Genomic DNA, 18,496 nt, shown 5'->3' with positions numbered 1-18,496 from the left:
GTATCCTCGGGTCCGGTAGCCTTGCGCCGCCACCATCGACACATTCCCAACGACTCGAGCCGTTCCGGCTCGACGACGACAGTGAGGACTGCACGTGCCGTTCGACGTCACCATCGAGATCCCCAAGGGGCAGCGCAACAAATACGAGGTAGACCACGTCACCGGACGTGTTCGCCTCGATCGCTACCTCTACACCGCGATGGCGTATCCAGCCGATTACGGCTTCATCGAGAACACGCTCGGCGAGGACGGCGACCCGCTCGACGCACTGGTGCTGCTGCCCGAGTCGGTGTTCCCCGGCGTCATCGTCGAGGCCCGCCCCGTGGCGATGTTCAAGATGGTCGACGAGGCCGGCGGCGACGACAAGGTGCTGTGCGTTCCGGCCGGTGACACTCGCTGGGATCACATCCAGGACCTGAGCGACGTCTCGACGTTCGAGCTCGATGCGATCAAGCATTTCTTCGTCCATTACAAGGATCTCGAACCCAACAAGCACGTCACCGGGGCAGACTGGGTGGGGCGCGCAGAGGCAGAGGCCGAAATCGCTGCATCATTCAAGCGCTTGGCGGACAATCCGGGTCACTGATCGTTTCGGCACCACACACCTCGTCTCGGCCGTGGGCCGACGAAACATAGTTTGGGGAGACGTATGACCGACAGCACTTCCAACGGTGATCGGCGCAATCTCGATTCGCGACCGATTTCGGATCCGACTCAGTTTCCCGATCTGCCGGTGACGGTCGTCCTCGACCGGATCCCGGTGCCGATCCTCGCGGTCGACCCCACCGGTGCCATCGTGTTCGCGAACGAGGCCTTCGACGATCTGTTCGGTCTCGACCGCACCGAGCGGGAGGACTTCCACCTGCACGACATCTTCCCCGACCGGGCTCCGGAGGGTGTCAACGTCGCCGACATGTTCCTCACGACGGTGGCCACCCGCGCGGATTCTCTGTGGCGGATGACCGACAAGACCGGCGATATCGTGCAGGTGCGCGCCAGCAAGTCGATCCTGCGCCGTACCGAGGACACCATCGTTCTCGTCGCGTTGGAGGACTTCACCGATCAGCTGTGGAACGACCCCAAGAGCGCCTTGCGCTGACGCACGGAACACGTTCTTCCCCGAACGACGAACGGTGTACGCCGGCGGATCATTCGCCGGCGTACACCGTTGCTCTGTTTCCGCCCGCGTGCTTGGACTCGTACATCGCCGTGTCGGCGTCGAGCAGCACGTTGTGGACCAGATCGGCACTGCCACCGGACTCGGTGGCGGTGGCGGTGGACCATCGACTGCCGTCGAGCAGGGCCACCCCGACACTGACCGTCACCGGCACGTCGTCGGCTGGGTCGTGAATCGACTCGAGGATCTCGTGGGCGATCCGGTGCGCGGCGGCATCGTCGACCGGTAGCGCGATGGTGAACTCCTCGCCGCCGGTGCGTGCCACGCACGGCCGCGTGCCCGTGACCGCCGTCAGCCTGCGGGCCGTCCGGCGCAACACTCGGTCCCCCACCGCATGACCGTAGGTGTCGTTGACGCGCTTGAACTGGTCCAGATCGACCACCATCAGTGCGACGGAACGGTGCTCGTCCAGCGAGTTCATCATGCGTTGGAGCCGCAATTCCAGGCCGCGTCTGTTGAGCAGTCCGGTCAGCGAGTCCGTATTGGCGAGATCGAGTTGGCGCTGGATCACCGCGCGGAACGCGAGTACCGAGTTGACCACCAGAACCGTCACGAGGGTGCGGGCGAGGATCGACGCCGGATCCTCCGGCCGCTCGACCAGGGCGAGTACTGCGAGTAGCAGAATGACCGCGTTGACGAATGCCGTGTGGAACTTGAGCACGGTTCGCCGCGAGAAGTACGCGATGTAGGTCCCGATCACGGCGAACAGGGCAGCGCCGTACAGCGCGAGATCACGGTCGTCGAAGGTCAGCAGCATCGTCGACACGCCCACGTCGGCGTACACGACGAACCATCCCGGCATGTGGGAGGCGTCCGCCGAGCGCAGCCACCACCATGCCCCTACCGGGAGAGTCGACAGCAAGACCATCAGGCACACGACAACAGCCGTCGGTCCAACGGGACCGTCCGAGGACAGCATCGCTATCGCCCCGATGAGACCGAACGAGGGCACCAGCACGGCGATTCCTCGCGCCACCCGGCGTTCGAGTCGTACCGAGTTCCGACGGGTCCCGGCATCGGACGCGAGCAACGGCTTGTCACGACCGATCGGCACAGCATCCCCTCCGTCCGCGCTTGCTCTACGAGCGACTGCGCACTGCCTCGATCGCCCCGATCGTGGATCGCCCGCCGATCAGACGCTACCTGCGCGACGGTCGGGCAGGTCCGGCCTGATGGTTTCGTAATCGGTCAAGAAACGATCGAGCAACGTCACGAGCGATTCTCGGTCCTGCCGTGTCCACCCCTCGATCACCCGTCCGAGATTGTCGGTTCGTCGTTGCTGGATCGCCGCCGCTGCTTCCTGACCCGACGCGGTCACCGCGAGCACGAACGCTCGACCGTCACGTTTGTCGGGCAGCCGCTCGACGTGCCCCCGTTCGACCAGCTGAGCCACCTGCCTGCTCACCGTCGACGGATCGGAATTCACCATGGCGGCGAGTTCACTCGACCGCATCGGTCCGTCGCGCAGGAGCCGGAACAAGCATACGTACGCGGCACCGTCGACACCGCCCGAGGACGAGATCGCAGCGATGTTGCGCTCACGCAGGCGTTGCAGCCGAACCAGCTGCGTGCCCAGCTCCTCGGCGAACTCGACCACGTCAGTTACCGGTGAACTGCGCCGGTCGCTTCTCGAACACCGAGGTGATCGCCTCGGTGAGGTCGTGCGAGGCGAGGAAGGCGGCGTTCCAGGCCGCGACGTAGCGCAGGGAATCGTCGACGCTGGAGGATCGGGAATGATCCAGCACGGTCTTGATGCCCTGCACCACCAGGGGCGGATTGGCGGCGATGGCGGAGGCGCATTCGCGAGCAGCGGCCAGGGCAGCATCGTGGTCCTCGAACACGTCGTTGACCAGGCCGATCTTCTCGGCGCGCGCGGCGTCGATGTCCTTGCCCGTCAGCGCCAGCTCACGCATGTGCCCATCGCCGATGATCGCGGGCAGTCGAGCCAACGACCCCATGTCCGCGACGATCGCGACCCGCACCTCACGCACGCTGAACTTCGCGTCGGCACTGGCATAGCGCACGTCCGCGGCGGTGATGAGGTCGACGCCACCGCCGATGCACCAGCCCTGCACGGCCGCGACGACGGGCTTGCGGCAGTCCGCCACGGCGTTGATGGCCTTCTGCATCGTCTTGATTGTGTCGTGGAACGTCGTTCGGGGACCGGCCAGTGCCTTGTCTGCCATGAGCGGACCGAAGGTTCCTGCCATCGCGGCGAGGTCGAGTCCGTAGGTGAAGTTCTTGCCCGAGCCCGCGAGCACGACTGCACGAACCTCGGGATCGGCGTCGAGCTGAGCGAACAGCTCGGGGCTCTCGCTCCAGAAGTCCGGGCCCATGGCATTGCCCTTGCCCGGTCCGAGGAGGGTCACTTGCGCGATGTGGTCGGCGATCTCCACGGAGAAGGCTTTCCAGGTTCGTTCCGTCATGCCTGCGAGCCTAGCGGCAGAGTCGCCCATCCCCGCACCGCATGTTACGGCGCGTAACGTCTGCGCTAAGTCCCTGCTCAGCTCTGGTGCATACGCCGAATGAGGCTCACCATCTATCCATGCTGATGCATCAGGGACTCGGCCTGGAGACGTTCAACGATCTGCCGCGCCGCAAGGCGGTGCATGCGTTGTACGAGTGTTGTTGCTCGGTGGCGTGGGCGTCGAGGGTGGCGGACGGCCGCAGGTATCGCTCACGGGCAGAGCTGTTCTCGGCAGCCGACGCGGAACTGGCGGAGCTGTCGGACGGCGACATGGACATGTTGGCCGCAACGCGTCCCGAGCCGAGCAAGGTGTGCGCAGCCATCAACGCCGATACGCGAGGCGCTCTGGTGACCGCGGCGCGCGCGTACTGCGAGCGATTCGGCTATCCGTACATCTGGAGCGGGTTGTTCGAGCCCGAGGGCTTCGAGCCGCGCGACATCCTGGTGGATCTGGGCCATCGACTCGACAACGACGATCGGACCGAACGCAAGATCATGCGCGACGAGCTGGCGAAGATCAACCACATTCGATTGGATCGCCTGCTCGGGCCCGAGGGCGGCTGGCCGCAGTACTGACCTGTTCGCCGAGTACGGACGGGCCGCCGACCCGGGATCAGCCGAACAGACCGACGACGCGACCGATCAGTCCACCGGCGATCAGGATCGCCAGCAACGCCACCACACCGATGATGAGGATCGGCATGACACGGCTGCGCTGCGGCGGTTCGTGATTGGGGCCGCCGACTCCCGTTTCGGCGGGCGGGGTGTCTCCTGGCGTGACACTGCCACCGGCTTCGAGTCCTGCGGTGACGTCGGGATCGGGATTCTGAGCATTCATCTGTCCCGGTTACCCGGTGCCGTGTCCCTCAATCGAGATGTGCCCTAGCTATCGCTCCCGCGAACAGTTCGGAGACCGCGTCGGCGATGACTCCCTCGTCGATTTCCTCCGGATCCACCGAATGTTCGACGGCCAATCCGGAGATCAAGGCCGCCAGTGACGTCGCGAGGCGTCGGGCATCGAACTTCTCGCCGACTCCCCAGTCGTCCGCTCGCTCGGCGATGAGGCGTTCGAGCTCGCGCCGGAGTGCTCGACGGTCGGTGCGATAGCGCTCCGCGACGGCCGGGTCGCGTCCGGCGAGAATCCCGAATTCGACGGTCAGCAGCGGCCAGCGGGGTTCGGCGACCACCCACGACGCGATCTCTCCGCCGCCCGCTCCGGCTGCCGCGCCGGGGTCCAGATCGGAAATGTGAGCCAGTACGCGGGCCGCGAGGTCGAGGGACCGCCTGGCCAGCAGCTCGGCGAACAGCGCTTGCTTGGACTCGAAATTGGAGTAGACGGCTCCCTTGGTGAAGCCGGCGCGGTCTGCGATGTCGGTGAGTTTGGCTGCGGCATAGCCATTTTCGGTGAACTCGTCCGCTGCGGCGGCGAGCAGTCGATCTCGAACGTCGGCACGCTGCGGTCGTCGCTGCGACTGTGTCGACCCCCACTTTTCTTGCTCGTCGGCATTCACGATACCTAGAGTATTGAATACCTCGGGTATCGACAAGATTCAGGAGTCACCCATGCGCAAGATGTCACTGCTCGCCGCCGCGGTGCTGATACTTCAGCTCGGCTTCATCCTCAGCTACGTCTCGGCGTTTCATCAGCCGACTCCGCATGCGATCCCCATCGCGGTGGTGACCGAGGCCGGTCTCCCCGAGGGGCTGGACCAGCAGACGACCGATCGCCTGAACGCCATCGACGGCGCCCCGCTCGAGGCACGCACCGCGGCCGATACCGCCGAGGTCCGTTCACTGCTCCGCGACAGGGAAGTCATCGGGGCCTATGTCGTCGGCGCGAACGGGACGGACACGCTCATCACCGCCAGCGCAGCAGGCAGCTCCGAAGCCACCGCGCTGCAATCGATCTTCACCGAGGTCGACGCCGCCCAGGGCCGCCAGTTCGTGGTGCGCGACGAGATCCCGGTCGGTGTGCACGACAACCGAGGGTTGTCCGGTTTCTATCTCTCGGTCGGGTGGGTCGTCGGCGGCTACCTTCTGGCTGCCGCATTCGGACTGTTGATCGGGGCACCGACCTCGCGCCGCGAAACCTGGATGCACGTCGGCATTCTCGCGGTGTACTCCCTCGCTTCCGGCACTCTCGGCGCATTCCTCACCACCCATGTACTGGAAACCTTTGCCGGCCATTGGTTTCCACTGACCCTGCTGGGCACCGGGGTCGTCTTCGCCACCGGACTGTTCACCATGGGCCTGCGCGCCCTGATCGGTGTCGCGGCGGTGCCCGCCGCCATCGCGCTGTTCGTCATTCTCGGAAACCCCAGTGCAGGAGGCGCTTTCGGGTCCGATGTACTGCCGTCGCTCTACGCCTCGATCGGTCGGTGGATCACCCCTGGCATCGGCACCGAGGGCGTACGCAGCATCGTGTACTTCTCCGGCACCGGACTGGGGCAACCCGCACTCGGCCTGACGCTCTACATCGTGATCGGCGCGCTACTGATGGTCGCGGCGGCTCTGCGGCGTCGGTACGCACACAACCCGATGAGCTCACGCGAGACCAGTAAAGTGTGATCCCATGACCTCCACCTTCCCGCTGCCTCTGCCCGATCTCGCTGTCCGCACTCTCGGAGGCGCAGTCGTGTGGGCGAACGACGAGACGTTCGCGGAGAAGGAGAATCTCGTCAGTCCCGGCAAGGCCGACTACTCGACCGCGACGTTCGGGCACAAGGGTCAGATCTACGACGGGTGGGAGACGCGTCGGCGACGCGAGGCAGGCTACGACGAGGCCATCGTGCGTCTCGGCGCACCGGGCGTCGTCTCGGCAATCGTCGTCGACACCTCGTGGTTCACCGGAAACTACCCGCCGGAGATTTCGGTCGAGGCCGCCGAGGTGCAGGGCTTCCCGTCCCCGGACGAGCTGCGCACGCAGACCGAGTGGACCACCATCGTCGCGCGCAGCCCGGTCGACGGCGACAGCGAGAACAGGTTCGCCGTCGCCTCCGACGCGCGGTGGACGCACGTGAAACTGTCGATCTACCCGGACGGCGGCGTGGCGCGGTTGCGGGTACTGGGCCGCGGCAAGCCCGATCCCGAGTTCCTCGCGGCCGGGCCGGTCGACCTGGCAGCGCTCGAGAACGGTGCCTACGTCTCGGCGTGCTCCAACATGTTCTACAGCTCCCCCAACAATCTGCTGTTCCCCGGCCCGCCGCGGTCGATGGGTGAGGGTTGGGAGACCTCGCGTCGACGCAACGACGCGAACGACTGGGTTCAGGTACAGCTGGCAGGCAGCGGGCTCGTTCGCCTTGCCGAGCTCGACACCACCTGCTTCCTCGGCAACGCCCCTGGCGCGGCGTCGCTGCGCGGACGGCTCGGTGAGGGCGAGTGGATCGAGCTGTTGCCGCGAACGACGTTGCAGCCCGACACCCGTCATCGCTTCGTACTCGATCACGAGACCCCGGTCTCGGAGGTTCGGATGGACATCTTCCCGGACGGTGGCATGGCGCGACTGAGACTGTTCGGTGATCTGGACACGGAAGTGGAGCCTGCAGGAACGACCCAGGGATAGAGCGGCGTAAACGGTCGCGGGGCAATAGGGTTGGTTCATGTCCCGGCTACTTCATCCGAATGCAGCCCATGTTGCCGACACGCTGATTTCACGTGGTCATCACGGGGTGGTGGTCAGCAGTCCGGAGGGCACGCACACTGCCGCCGATGCTGCTGCCGCCCTCGGTGTCGACGTGGGCGCGATCGTGAAGTCGATGGTGTTTCTGCTGGGCGACGAGCCGGTGCTGCTGCTCGTCTCCGGTGCCCACAATGTTCATCTCGAGCACACCGGTGAGCGTCTCGGCGGCGTGTTGACGCGTGCGCCTCTGGACACGGCCAAGCATGCCACCGGCCAGCCGATCGGTGGGATCGCCCCGGTCGGCCACCCCACCAACCTCGATACGTTCGTCGACCAGGATCTGGCCGGCTACTCAGAGGTGTGGGCGGCCGCCGGTCACACCAACACGATCTTCAGGTCCACGTTCACCGAGTTGGTGCGCATCACTGCGGGTCTGGCGATCGACGTCACCTGACCGCCGCGCACGTCCCGAGGACGCGAATCCTCAGGACGCGAGAGTCGGGGCGATCGGTGCGCCGAGGACCGCGTCGACCACATCGATGTCGAGTCGGGTCCCGCGGGATTCCAGCAGCGGCAGTACGCCGTTGTTGATCAGAACCGACTGGCGAGCGACGTCGCCGAGCGCTGTCAATGTCACGCCGTCGGCCACCTCGGCCGCGGTGACGTCGGAGATCAAACTGGCCAGTCCCGCCGGTGTTCCGACGTAGCGGATCGACGACGGGCTGCTCGGCGCATCCAGTGCGGCGAATTCCCGACGGGCCGTCCGGGCATCGGCCGCGATGTGGATCTCGAGGTCGAGAAACACTGCTGTGCTGTCGGCAGATTCGCCGCGGTCGACTGCCTCGGCGCGGAGCCGCGCGCGTTGCTGCTGGGATTCCCGCAGGTCGGAGGCCTGGATTCGGACTACATCCGTCTCGGGAGCGGCGGTCAGTTCGGTCCAACCCGCAGAGAATTCGACGGCGACGCGGGTGACGTTGTGCGACATGAGTGGTAGTCCTGATTCTTCAGTCGGTGGCATTCGGTCGGTGGCATTCGGTCGGAGCGGAGCCGAACTCGAACACGACCCGGACGCAGTGCGGCACAGATCCACATATCTGTTGCACCAGTGGCGGTTGCCCGCCCACACGACACTCACGGTCATGACGCCATGCTAACTGTCTGCGGGGGTGCACGGGGATCCAACCCCGGCGGCGCTGAGCCCACCCACCCCGTCCACCCGGCCGGCCAGCTCGGGAAAGGGTCGCGGGTCGGGTACGGGGTTCCACCAGCCGGCGTCCTCCGCGTAATGCCAGTTCGGTCCCGATTCGACCAGGGCGGCGAGTGCGTCGACGAGTCGGTCCACATCGGCCGACGAGCTGCCGAGGCCGATGCTGGCCCGAACCGCTCCGGCCGCATGCCCCAGCCTGCTCAGCAGTGGGTGCGCGCAGAACTTCCCGTCTCGCACGCCGATTCCGTGTTCGGCGGAGAGGTACGCGGCGACCTCACCGGGGTCGCGTCCGGCGACGGTGAAGGTGACGATGCCGACGCTGTCGGTCGCGTCGGCCCACACCTCGAGCTGCTCGACGCCGTCCAGTGCGGCCAGCCCGTCGCGCAGTCGGGACGACAGTTCGCGCTCGTGCGCCTGCAGCTCGGCATCGTCGAATCCGGCAATGGCCTCGCAGGCCGCGGCCAATGCGGCAACCCCGAGCACGTTGGGGGTGCCCGCCTCGTGCCGCTGCGGCGCCGGAGCCCAATCGGTGTGGTCGATGCCCACGCTCCGTACCGCGCCACCGCCGGCCAGGTGTGGCTCACCGAGGTCGAGCCAATCACGCCTGCCCACAAGCACTCCCGCGCCGAACGGGGCGTAGAGCTTGTGTCCGGAGAAGGCGAGGTAGTCCACCCCGAGTGCGGCGATGTCGACCCGCCGATGCGGAACCAGCTGGGCACCGTCCACCGCGATGCGTGCGCCGTGCCGATGCGCCAGTGCCGCGAGTTCCGCGATCGGCAGAACTTCTCCGGTGACGTTCGATGCGCCCGTGATCGCAAGCAGAGCAGCAGGTTTCGCGGCAAGTTCGGCGTCGAGGCGGGCGATAGTTTCGGCCAGGGTCGACGCAGCCACCACCACTCGCCGGTCACGCCACGGCAGCAGGTTCGCGTGGTGTTCGATGTCGAGCACCACGGTCTCACCCGGCACGCATGCGGCCAGCAGGTTCAGCGAGTCGGTGGTGTTCCGGGTGAACACCACCACCGAATCCGACTGCGCACCAATGAAATCGGCGACCGTCACCCGCGCCTTCTCGTACGCTGCCGTGCAGACCCGTGAGGCGTACCCGGCACCGCGATGAACACTGGAGTAGAACGGCAGCAGTTCCGCGATCCGATCGGTCACCGCCGCCAAAGCCGGTGCGCTGGCAGCGTAGTCGAAATTGGCGTAGGTGCAGGTGCCGCCCTGCACCAGAGGTACCTGCAGATCCGTGCCCGAAACAGGGGCAAAAGGAGCACAGGGGCGGGAAAGTACAGATGTCATGACAGATCAAGCCCTCACGTTCGAGGGACCCGCAACCGAAGGATGTGGTGAACGAGTCCGCGCTTGCCGCGCCGGTTTTCCGACATCAGCCTGGTCGTCACCCGGAGCACCCCACCGCGGAGGAGGGTTGCCGACCAGCGAGCCGGGGCTTGACGCTGGTACTCGTGACCGTGGAGAAGACACTGGCAAAACCACTGCGGTTTTGTCAAGCCGGAACTCACGCGTGGGCAGCAGTAGGATTCCCGCGGTAGGAAGGAGCGCTCGTTCATCTGCTGGCAAACAGAACGTGAGATAACCAACGGCGCTGCTCTCTCAGCAGAACAGAGTCCCAGCACCACAGAGTCACTTGCCAACGAACGAGAAGGACGCCCGGTTGTCTGTGCATCAAGAGAACGATCTGCCGGGTTCGAGCGCGGACACCGCGCCTGCACCGGCGGCGTTTCTTCGCTCGTCGCTCGCCCCTCCTGCCCGGACTCTCATCGACGTTCTCCGTGATACCGCTCATCGTTTTCCCGACGCCCCCGCCATCGACGACGGTGCCGTCTCGGTCAGTTACGCCGAGTTGTTGGACGACATCGCCGAGGGCGCCCAGTGGCTCGCCGATGCCGGTGTCAGGCGCGGCGATCGCGTCGGCATCCGCATGCCGTCGGGTTCCTTCTCCCTTTATGTCGCGATCCTGTCCATCCTCGCGGTCGGTGCCGCGTACGTGCCGGTGGACGCGGACGATCCCGAGGAGCGGGCCGAGTTGGTCTTCGGTGAGGCGAAGGTGACGGCCATCGTCACTGCGGGCGGCATCGCCGCCGGTACTGCTCCCAAGCAAGACGGCCTTCCCGAGACCGACCCACTGCCGCCGACTCCCGAGGACGACGCGTGGGTCATCTTCACCTCGGGTTCGACGGGCACGCCCAAGGGTGTCGCGGTCAGTCATCGCAATGCGGCGGCGTTCGTCGACGCCGAGGCCCGCATGTTTCTGCAGAAGGATCCGTTGGGTCCGGGCGACCGAGTGCTGGCCGGTCTGTCGGTGGCGTTCGACGCGTCGTGCGAGGAGATGTGGCTGGCGTGGCGGCACGGTGCGTGTCTGGTTCCGGCACCCAGGTCGTTGGTGCGGTCCGGTTTCGATCTGGGCCCGTGGCTCGTCTCCCGCGACATCAGTGTCGTCTCGACGGTGCCCACCCTCGCGTCGCTCTGGCCCGCGGTGGCTCTGGAGGCGGTGCGGTTGCTCATCTTCGGCGGAGAGGCGTGCCCGCCGGAACTGGCCGAGCGGCTCGCCGTCGAAGGCCGTGAGGTCTGGAACACGTACGGCCCCACCGAGGCGACGGTCGTCGCGTGCGCGGCGATCATGGACGGGAAGGGGCCCGTCCGCATCGGATTGCCGTTGGACGGCTGGGACCTGGCCGTGGTCGACGCTTCGGGCACCCCGGTGCAGGTCGGCGAAGTCGGTGAGTTGGTCATCGGCGGCGTCGGACTCGCTCGGTATCTCGATCCGGCCAAGGACGCCGAGAAGTACGCGCCCATGCCCTCTCTGGGATGGGACCGGGCGTACCGCAGCGGCGATCTGGTCAAGCTCGAGCTCGAAGGTCTGCTGTTCCAGGGCCGCGCGGACGATCAGGTCAAGCTCGGCGGTCGACGCATCGAGCTCGGCGAGATAGACAATGCGCTGCAAGCACTTCCGGGCGTCGGCGGCGCGGCGGCCGCCATCCGCAAGACCGCTGCCGGAAACTCGGTGCTCGTCGGGTATCTCGCCAGCACCAATCCCGATTTCGATCTCGAAGCCGCACGCGAATTGCTCGCCGAGCAGTTGCCCGCGGCATTGGTGCCCAGGCTTGCGCTGGTGGACGAGATGCCGACGCGCACCTCGGGCAAGGTCGACCGCAACGCGCTGCCGTGGCCCCTGCCCGGTATGGCGGGCGCGTCTGCGCTCGGCGGTACGGCGGGGTGGGTGGCCGAATTGTGGACCAACATCCTCGGCGCGCAGGTTTCCGACGAGAACGCCGATTTCTTCGCCAACGGCGGCGGTTCGCTGTCGGCCGCTCAGTTGGTGACGGCGTTGCGCGAACGGTTCCCCGAGATCACCGTCGCGCAGCTCTACGACCACCCACGGCTGGGTTCACTGGCGCAGTATCTCGACGATCTGAAGCCTGTCGTCGAGGCCGTTCCTCGTGACGTGGCACCGACGTCGCGTACCGCGCAGTGGGCTCAGATCGCGGCAACGGTTCCGTTGACCACCCTGACCGGATTGCAGTGGGTCACCTGGCTCGGACTGCTGTTCAACGTCATGTCCTGGTTCGGCGACGTGCCCTGGGCCCCGACGCTGTCGTGGTGGTGGGTACTCGTGGCGTTCGTCCTGTTCATCACTCCGGTCGGCCGGATGGCGATCTCGGTCATCGGATCTCGCATCCTGCTGGCCGGGCTGAAACCCGGCGCGTATCGACGCGGCGGGAGCATGCACATCAGGCTGTGGGCAGCAACGAGATTGACCGATGCCAGTGGTGCGTCGAACCTTTCGGGTGCACCGTGGATGGTCTACTACGCGCGCGCTCTGGGTGCCAAGATCGGCAAGGGTGTCGACCTGCACACGATGCCGCCGGTCACCGGCATGCTCGAGCTGGGCGACGGCTGTTCCATCGAGCCCGAGGTGGATCTGTCCGGGCATTGGATCGACGGAGATCTCGTCTACATCGGCGGCGTCGAGATCGGTGCCGGTGCCACCGTCGGCGCCCGCTCGACGCTCTTGCCCGGCACCAAGGTCGGCAAGAACGCTGTCGTCACGGCAGGCTCCGCCGTCGTCGGACGGGTGAAGGCCGGTCAGATGTGGTCCGGTTCGCCGGCTCAGAAGGTCGGCAAGGCCGATCATCCGTGGCCCGCGGAAACGCCACCGCGCGCGACCAAATGGGTGTTCGCGTACGGCGTCGCGTCGCTGTTCCTGTCCGGCATGGCATTGTTCTCGATCGGCGTCAGCCTGGTGCTGATGGGCTGGTGGATTCACACCGCGGACTCCGTGTTCGACGCCTTCGAACGTGGTCTGGTGATGTTGCCCGTCGCGACGATGGTGTCGTTGGCGGTGTTCGCGGTGATCACCGTCGTCGCGGTGCGATTGCTCAGCATCGGTCTCGTCGGCGGCTACCACCCCGTGCGCAGCCGTATCGGCTGGCAGGTCTGGGCCACCGAACGGTTGATGGACTCCGCGCGCACCTTCCTGTTCCCGCTCTACGCGTCACTGTTGACGCCGCATTGGCTGCGGCTCCTCGGCGCGAAGATCGGCAAGGACGTCGAAGCGTCGACGGTGCTGATGATCCCCAAGTTCACCACCGTCGCCGACGGCGCGTTCCTCGCCGACGACACGATGGTCGCCAGCTACGAACTCGGCGGCGGCTGGATGCATCTGGGCGACGCCAAGGTCGGCAAGCGGGCGTTCCTCGGCAACTCCGGCATGACCGGGCCCGGGCGAACCGTTCCCAAGAACGGCCTGGTCGCGGTGCTGTCCGCGACGCCGGACAAGGCGAAGTCCGGCTCGTCGTGGCTCGGCAGTCCGCCGGTGCGGCTGCGTCGGGCCGCCGGTAGTGCGGATTCGTCGCGCACGTTCGATCCGCCCCGCAAGCTCAAGGTCGCCCGGTCGTTCGTCGAGACGTGCCGGTTGATTCCCGTCGTCGTGACGTTCGGCATCGGACTCGGAGTGCTGTTCTCGCTCACCGCCATCGCCGACTCCGTCGGGTACTGGTTGGCTGCGTTGCTCAGTGGCGTCGTCCTGCTGGTCGCCGGATTTGTGGCTGCTGCGGTATCGGCGTTGGCGAAGTGGTTGTGGGTGGGCCGGATCGGCAAGACCGATCACCCGCTGTGGAGTTCGTTCGTGTGGCGCAACGAGGTGGCAGACACGTTCGTCGAGACCGTTGCCGCGCCCTGGTTCGCGCGCGCCGCCGAGGGCACCGCGGTACTGAACATGTGGTTGCGGTGGCTCGGTGCGGATATCGGCCGCGGCGTCTGGTGTGAGACGTACTGGCTTCCCGAGGCCGATCTGGTGACGTTGGCCGACGGTGCGACGGTCAACCGAGGGTGCGTTGTGCAGACGCACCTGTTCCATGATCGGATCATGTCCATGGACACGGTCGATCTCGGCAGAGGCGCAACACTGGGACCACACTGTGTCGCGCTGCCTGCATCGGGTATAGGTGATGGTGCGACGGTGGGGCCTGCCTCTCTGGTGATGCGCGGCGATACGGTTCCCGCGCATACTCGTTGGCAGGGCAATCCGATCGCGCCGTGGGCCAAGGGTGATCCCTTTCCGCGTATTCGCGACGACCGAAACGAGGGGTGATCTACCGTGCCGGACAGGCTCGTGGCACCGGTGTTCGACGTCGACTCCAGTGACAATCCGATCGATACGTATCTCCCCCAGAACGGCAACCGCGGCTATCGCGTCTCGCGCTACGAACTCGACCTCGAGTACAAGGTAGAGAGCAACCGGCTGGCGGGTAAGGCGAAGATCACCGCGGTCACCACTGCGACGGTGTCGAAGTTCGCGCTCGATCTCGGCCCGGCGATGAACGTGTCGAAGGTGTCGGTCAACGGATCGCGTTCGGTGAAGTTCAGCCACCAGCGCGGCAAGCTGAAGATCACGCCCGCCAAGCCCATCGCGTCGGGTGCGGCACTGGTGGTGACGGTCGCGTACGGCGGAACCCCGAAGCCCATCAACGGTTTGTGGGGTGAGGTCGGCTGGGAGGAGCTCACCGAGGGCTCGCTCGTCGCCAGCCAACCCAACGGCGCTGCGTCGTGGTTTCCGTGCGACGACCATCCGGTGTCCAAGGCCAGCTACGGCATCACCATCACCACCGATTCGCCGTACTACGCGGTGGCCAACGGAACGTTGGTGCGCAAGCAGACTCGCGCCAGCCGCACCACGTGGGTCTACGAGCAGCCCGAGCCGATGGCCAGCTACCTCGCAACCATCCAGATCGGTCCGTACGAGCATCGCATCGTCAGCCCGGGGCCGGTGCCGATGAAGGCGATCACTCCGCCGCGCCTGCGAGCGCAGTTCGATCACGACTTCGGTCGTCAACCGCAGATGATGGACACATTCGTACGGCTCTACGGCCCTTACCCTTTCGCGTCGTACACCGTGGTGGTGACCGACGACGACCTCGAGATTCCGATCGAGGCGCAGGGGTTGTCGATCTTCGGTGCCAATCACTGTTCCGGTTCCCGGTACTACGAGCGTCTGGTGGCGCACGAGCTGGCGCACCAGTGGTTCGGCAATTCGCTCACCCTCGGCAAGTGGGCCGACATCTGGCTGCACGAGGGATTCGCGTGCTACTCGGAGTGGATCTGGGCCGAGAACTCCGGCGGCGCAACGGCTCACGACAAGGCCAAGCGGGCGCACACCATTCAGCGCGGATTGGCGATGGACCTGCAACTCACCGACCCGGGGCCCGAGCGCATCTTCGACGACCGCGTTTACAAACGCGGCGCACTGGCACTGCATGCAGTGCGACGCACCATCGGCGACGAGCGATTCTTCGGACTGATCCAGGAATGGACCTCCAAGTACCGCTACTCGACGGTCGCAACGGCGGACTTCACCGACCTCGCCTCCCGCTTCGGTTGCCCCCGAAATCTGTGGGACGCATGGCTGGTGGACAAGCAACTTCCGTCGTTGCCGTAGCTCCCGCGGGCAATCGGCTCCCCAGTTTCGGATATCAGCCTGCAATCGGAGGCCTGGATCCAAGTCTGGGGAGCCGATCCTCCGGTCAGACCCGCCGACGCCGTTTCTGCGCGTAGCCGATGGTCAAGAAGCCCGCCGACATCAACGCGAAAAGATTGATCGGCGACGCGATCGCACGGCCGACACTCGCATCGAGTGCCACGACCTGAAACAGCACCCAACACACGATGACGCCCAGCACGGCGAAAATCGGCCAGGGTCCGGAGTAGTTGTACTTCATGCTCGCTCCCGTCGGACGAGGGATGTGCCCGCTCCACGGTACCCACCGCATCGGCTGTGTCAGCGAACTCCGATTGACAACACCAAGCCGGCCACGGCGTAGCCGTACAGCGCTGACGTTGCCAGTGCTTGTCGCCAGAAGCCCGGCGGGAACGACGCCGCCCAGCGTCCCCTGCCGTCCAGTTGCAGATCGCAGGGGAAGTCGCTGATGGCCATGGCCGATCCAGGATTCTTCGAGTGCGCGAGCACCACGCCGGTGGTGAACGGCAGTCCCCGAACGAACAGATGGCCGCGCGCTTCCCCGGCCCGGTACCGCACCGTTGATTCGGTGACAACCCCTGTGTACCAACGTCGTTGGACGTTCCAGCCGGTGGCGTGCGCGAGGCGAAGATTGCGGTCACCACGCGGTGCCGTGTCCACGGTCTCGACGTCGGCGATCAGTCCCCAGCGCAGCATCGACGCCCACCAGGCAATCCGTCGGCTGCGAAATACCACTGCACCCAGCAGCACGATCGCGAAGACGTAGGGCACCATCGTCGGAAATCTCGACCAGCATGCGGCCGGCACGATCACCGCGACGAGAAACCAGTACGCCTCACGCCGGTTCCATACTGTGGCACCCGCGATCGCCACCGTCGGAGGCACCCGATGCGGCGGGACCGTGCGCGAGGACTGCAGCATGATGCCGCTGATCCTAGAGCCGAACCGCCCCTACGCGCTCGGCAAGTGCGCAGACGTTTTCGATCGCACCACCAGGCCACACAGTGCCGCCATCACCGCGCCGAAGCCGAAGATGATCGGATACGTGACCACGCCGGGCCATGTCTCGGTCAATGCCGACAGCAGGGCGGGCACCGCGAAGCCCAGGTAGGTCAGCGAATAGAACACCGCGGTGAGGCCGGCGAGATCATCGGGGCCCGCAATGCGTTGCACCTCTTGCAAACCCGAGACCAATGCCATGCCGTACCCGCACCCCAGCACTGCCGCCGCGATCAGGGCCGCGGCGATGGTCAGCACCGACGCCGCCCACGCCGCGACAGCCATGCCGACAACAAGCAGTGTCAGCGCAACCAGAGCGCCTCGCGCACTGGCGGGAGTGTCGATTCGACGCCCGACGGCCTGGATCGCGAAGCCGGAACCGAGCGCGATCACCGCCATCGCGGCCGACAGAGCGACGGGATAGCCGCCCCCGGGCTCGTCGGCCAGCGCGTCGGCCATCAGTGACGGCAGCACCGCGTACGCGACGCTCGCGGCACCGAACACCCACGGGGCCAACGGCAGCACGACGAACAGGAACCGTCGATGGGAGGCGGACGGAATCCTCAGGTCGTCGAGCAGCTTCTTGTTCTTCGATGCCGCTGTGGCAGTGCGAGTTTCGGGAACCGACAGCATGCCGACACCGGCGACGATGCAGATCAGCACGTGCACGCTGTAGGCGAGGTGCGTCGGCCACGGCGCCCACTGCGCGAGCACACCGGCAACTCCGGCACCGAGGGCGAAGCCCGCGGTCAGCGACATCGCCGCACGGCGCGCTCCGGCACCGGGTTTGGCGGTGGCGTCGCGGCTCGAGAGTTCCTTGACCCAGCTGCCGCCCACGGCCATACCGATTCCGAGCGCGATACCGCTGAGCACGCGACCACCGAAGAGCAGGTACGCATTGTCCGGTCCGAGTGCGATCAGGATGGACCCGGCCGCGGCAATTGCTGTAGCGGGCAACATGATCGGGCGTCGACCGAGTCGGTCGGACAGCGGTCCGCAGATCAGCATCGCCGGAATGATGCCCAGAACGTAGGCGAACAGGAACGTATCGACCACCACGGCCGAGAACCCGTGGTCGAGTCGGTACATCACCAACAGCGGCGTGAACTCGTTGCCGCCCCAGGCCACAGCGAACATCCCCGACGCCACCAGCAGCCAGCGTCGCGCAGTCGTCTCGATGTCTCGATCGTTCGTGATCGTCTCGCTCATCACGCTCCCCCTCTGTCCGGTCGTAGGCCGTGCACCCCGAGCATGTGTTGTTCGACGGCGCGCTCGAATCCGTCTGCGTCGCCGGCCTCGATCAGGTCGGCCAGCCGGCGATGGTCGTCGACGATGCGGGAGATCTGGCCTGGGTCACGCGTCACCGAGGCTGCGGTCATTCGGCGTTGACGCTCGCGAAGTCCGTCGTAGAACGCGTCGAGCAACGGGTTGCCGCCCGCATGGACGACGGTGCGATGGAAGTCGGCGTCGACGGCGCTGAACTCGGCGGCGGTACCGTCCACGGCCAGCTGCTCTTGTAGCTGCAGGTTCTCCCGCAGCGCGGACACCACGGATTCGCGGGCTGACGCGTCGTCGATGAATGCGCGAACGCTGCCTGCCTCGACGAGTCGACGCGCGTCGACGACGCTCTCGGCCTCACCCACCGCGATCGGCACCACCAGTGCCCCGCGCTTGGGGTAGAGCCGCATCCACCCCTCGACCTGCAGACGCAGAAACGCCTCGCGTACGGGCGTGCGACTGATCTCGAGCCGGGTGGCGATCTCACCCTCGCTGACGAGCTCACCGCCGGGCAGTTCCCCCGAGACGATGAGCTCCTTGACCGTCACATACGCCGTATCAGCGGCAGATTTCGTCTCGGACACAACATAGATACTAGATGCACCTCAACTGTGCACCAATTCGGGAGCCGAAAAAGTCCACTCAACGTGACATTGACTGCCGAAAAGGCCACCGAACGATGCTCCTATGTCTGTCAAGGGCTGGGTGTGGGCTTCAGTAGGCCGAATATTTCGCGGGCGATGGCGCGTTTGAGG

General features: G+C 66.1%; 19 protein-coding genes and 1 riboswitch. Of the genes, 8 read left to right on the top strand and 11 right to left on the bottom strand.

Features of this window, described 5'->3' with window-relative positions:
* Positions 1–94: 94 nt before the first annotated feature.
* A complete protein-coding gene (locus R3P93_RS23415) occupies positions 95–586 on the top strand; it encodes an inorganic diphosphatase (protein ID WP_068053642.1) in 492 nt (163 codons plus the stop codon).
* Between the two features lie 63 nt (positions 587–649).
* Positions 650–1,099, top strand: coding sequence for a PAS domain-containing protein (locus R3P93_RS23410; protein WP_032395173.1), 450 nt, complete (start codon positions 650–652; stop codon positions 1,097–1,099).
* A 49-nt stretch (positions 1,100–1,148) separates the two neighbouring features.
* Here R3P93_RS23410 and R3P93_RS23405 read toward each other — a convergent pair whose 3' ends face one another.
* The 3 genes from R3P93_RS23405 to R3P93_RS23395 form a co-directional block, all read right to left on the bottom strand.
* Positions 1,149–2,231: a GGDEF domain-containing protein gene (locus R3P93_RS23405; RefSeq protein WP_317534258.1), complete on the bottom strand. Its 1,083-nt coding sequence runs from the start codon at positions 2,229–2,231 to the stop codon at positions 1,149–1,151.
* A 78-nt stretch (positions 2,232–2,309) separates the two neighbouring features.
* On the bottom strand, positions 2,310–2,774 hold the full coding sequence (locus R3P93_RS23400) for a MarR family winged helix-turn-helix transcriptional regulator (RefSeq protein ID WP_068053636.1): 465 nt from the start codon (positions 2,772–2,774) through the stop codon (positions 2,310–2,312).
* A gap of 1 nt (position 2,775) precedes the next feature.
* The gene (locus R3P93_RS23395) at positions 2,776–3,603 is read right to left on the bottom strand and encodes a crotonase/enoyl-CoA hydratase family protein (protein ID WP_317534257.1); all 828 of its coding nucleotides are present in this window, start codon (positions 3,601–3,603) and stop codon (positions 2,776–2,778) included.
* Between the two features lie 119 nt (positions 3,604–3,722).
* Here R3P93_RS23395 and R3P93_RS23390 point away from each other — a divergent pair, with 119 nt between their 5' ends.
* Positions 3,723–4,220 carry a 2-oxo-4-hydroxy-4-carboxy-5-ureidoimidazoline decarboxylase gene (locus R3P93_RS23390; protein WP_068053631.1) on the top strand — a complete coding sequence of 166 codons (498 nt, stop codon included), beginning with the start codon at positions 3,723–3,725 and terminating at the stop codon, positions 4,218–4,220.
* Positions 4,221–4,257: 37 nt separating this feature from the next.
* On the opposite strand, the gene R3P93_RS23385 is transcribed toward R3P93_RS23390, so the two are convergent.
* Both R3P93_RS23385 and R3P93_RS23380 read right to left on the bottom strand, forming a co-directional pair.
* Positions 4,258–4,482: a DUF6480 family protein gene (locus R3P93_RS23385; RefSeq protein ID WP_068283967.1), complete on the bottom strand. Its 225-nt coding sequence runs from the start codon at positions 4,480–4,482 to the stop codon at positions 4,258–4,260.
* 28 nt (positions 4,483–4,510) lie between these two features.
* On the bottom strand, positions 4,511–5,155 hold the full coding sequence (locus R3P93_RS23380; protein WP_179271959.1) for a TetR/AcrR family transcriptional regulator: 645 nt from the start codon (positions 5,153–5,155) through the stop codon (positions 4,511–4,513).
* A gap of 52 nt (positions 5,156–5,207) precedes the next feature.
* Between R3P93_RS23380 and R3P93_RS23375 the strand changes: the two genes are divergently transcribed.
* The 3 genes from R3P93_RS23375 to R3P93_RS23365 are packed head-to-tail and all read left to right on the top strand — an operon-like array spanning position 5,208 to position 7,717.
* Positions 5,208–6,212, top strand: a complete 1,005-nt coding sequence (locus tag R3P93_RS23375; protein WP_317534256.1) for an ABC transporter permease — start codon at positions 5,208–5,210, stop codon at positions 6,210–6,212.
* A gap of 4 nt (positions 6,213–6,216) precedes the next feature.
* A complete protein-coding gene (gene alc, locus R3P93_RS23370; RefSeq protein ID WP_317534255.1) occupies positions 6,217–7,206 on the top strand; it encodes an allantoicase in 990 nt (329 codons plus the stop codon).
* Positions 7,207–7,243: 37 nt separating this feature from the next.
* Positions 7,244–7,717: a YbaK/EbsC family protein gene (locus tag R3P93_RS23365; RefSeq protein WP_068053615.1), complete on the top strand. Its 474-nt coding sequence runs from the start codon at positions 7,244–7,246 to the stop codon at positions 7,715–7,717.
* Between the two features lie 30 nt (positions 7,718–7,747).
* On the opposite strand, the gene R3P93_RS23360 is transcribed toward R3P93_RS23365, so the two are convergent.
* Positions 7,748–8,248, bottom strand: a complete 501-nt coding sequence (locus tag R3P93_RS23360; RefSeq protein ID WP_317534254.1) for a hypothetical protein — start codon at positions 8,246–8,248, stop codon at positions 7,748–7,750.
* 165 nt (positions 8,249–8,413) lie between these two features.
* Complete coding sequence (locus R3P93_RS23355; RefSeq protein WP_317534253.1) at positions 8,414–9,769, bottom strand: aminotransferase class V-fold PLP-dependent enzyme; 1,356 nt, start codon at positions 9,767–9,769, stop codon at positions 8,414–8,416.
* A gap of 54 nt (positions 9,770–9,823) precedes the next feature.
* Positions 9,824–9,939: riboswitch (SAM riboswitch) on the bottom strand.
* 209 nt (positions 9,940–10,148) lie between these two features.
* Between R3P93_RS23355 and R3P93_RS23350 the strand changes: the two genes are divergently transcribed.
* Both R3P93_RS23350 and R3P93_RS23345 read left to right on the top strand, forming a co-directional pair.
* A complete protein-coding gene (locus tag R3P93_RS23350) occupies positions 10,149–14,081 on the top strand; it encodes a Pls/PosA family non-ribosomal peptide synthetase (RefSeq protein WP_317534272.1) in 3,933 nt (1,310 codons plus the stop codon).
* A gap of 6 nt (positions 14,082–14,087) precedes the next feature.
* Positions 14,088–15,425: a M1 family metallopeptidase gene (locus R3P93_RS23345; RefSeq protein WP_149406444.1), complete on the top strand. Its 1,338-nt coding sequence runs from the start codon at positions 14,088–14,090 to the stop codon at positions 15,423–15,425.
* A gap of 85 nt (positions 15,426–15,510) precedes the next feature.
* Here R3P93_RS23345 and R3P93_RS23340 read toward each other — a convergent pair whose 3' ends face one another.
* From R3P93_RS23340 to R3P93_RS23325, 4 genes are read right to left on the bottom strand one after another with little or no spacing between them, the layout of a single operon-like run.
* Positions 15,511–15,705 (bottom strand): hypothetical protein, encoded by a 195-nt coding sequence (locus R3P93_RS23340; RefSeq protein ID WP_094640899.1) that lies wholly within the window; start codon positions 15,703–15,705, stop codon positions 15,511–15,513.
* A 59-nt stretch (positions 15,706–15,764) separates the two neighbouring features.
* Complete coding sequence (locus R3P93_RS23335; protein ID WP_317534252.1) at positions 15,765–16,385, bottom strand: hypothetical protein; 621 nt, start codon at positions 16,383–16,385, stop codon at positions 15,765–15,767.
* Positions 16,386–16,415: 30 nt separating this feature from the next.
* Complete coding sequence (locus tag R3P93_RS23330) at positions 16,416–17,672, bottom strand: MFS transporter (protein ID WP_094640897.1); 1,257 nt, start codon at positions 17,670–17,672, stop codon at positions 16,416–16,418.
* Positions 17,672–18,325 carry a GntR family transcriptional regulator gene (locus R3P93_RS23325; protein ID WP_317534251.1) on the bottom strand — a complete coding sequence of 218 codons (654 nt, stop codon included), beginning with the start codon at positions 18,323–18,325 and terminating at the stop codon, positions 17,672–17,674. The genes R3P93_RS23330 and R3P93_RS23325 overlap by 1 nt, the downstream gene beginning before the upstream one ends.
* Positions 18,326–18,496 lie beyond the last annotated feature (171 nt).

Source organism: Rhodococcus cerastii, assembly GCF_033042195.1.
Classification (GTDB): Bacteria; Actinomycetota; Actinomycetes; order Mycobacteriales; family Mycobacteriaceae; genus Rhodococcoides.
The sequence above is the reverse complement of the archived record's forward strand: the minus strand, read 5'-3'. Positions and strand labels throughout refer to the sequence as shown.